General features: G+C 46.5%; 1 protein-coding gene. It reads left to right on the forward strand.

Going from position 1 to position 665, the window contains the following annotated elements:
- On the forward strand, positions 1-665 hold a 665-nt coding region (locus ACFIMA_RS09880), incomplete at both ends, for a hypothetical protein (protein WP_375693790.1).

Below are 665 nucleotides of genomic sequence, written 5' to 3' on the forward strand. Positions count from 1 at the left end.
TGCACAAGAAGGCGCCGATCCGCAACAAGCCTTTCTGAAGAATACATCCGAAGGGGTTCTTCAAAGTGGCGGCGTTTTTGTTTTGATCGCAGGGCAATTAGACAATGCCGGTGTGCTTGGCTCTAGTGGTGAGAATGTTGCGCTCAATGTGGCAGGAAATGTCAGCAATAGTGGGCTGATTTACGCCAAAAAATCTATGGATCTATTCAGTGATGGTGATTTAACCAACACACAGGGCAGAATTATTGCTGAAGAGGCTCTCAGCATTGGTGGGCTGAAAGAGACACGTGCTGGTCATATAAGTAATGAGGCTGGTCTTCTCAGTGCTTTAGCCGGTGAGATGAAGATTGTTGCAACGTCTTTTGTCAATAAAAGCGCTGAAACGACAAATTCAGAGCAACAAAACGCTACACATGATGAAGGTGCGCATGTTTTAGCGCGGGATGGTTTGCGCATTGATGTGGGCAGTTTTGAGAATGTTGATGGTCTCATTTCTACGCAAGGGGCAGTCAATATTGTTGCTGATAGTGTGATCCAAGCAGGGCACATAGAGATTGAGCGTGGTGACCTTCAACTGACCAGCCATGGTGATTTAACCAATAGTGGTACGATAGCAAGCAATGGCGCAATCACTGTGAATGCGCAAAACACTCTGAACCAAACGG

Origin of the sequence: Bartonella sp. AP88HLJMH (genome assembly GCF_042195605.1) — a bacterium.
Lineage (GTDB): Bacteria > Pseudomonadota > Alphaproteobacteria > Rhizobiales > Rhizobiaceae > Bartonella.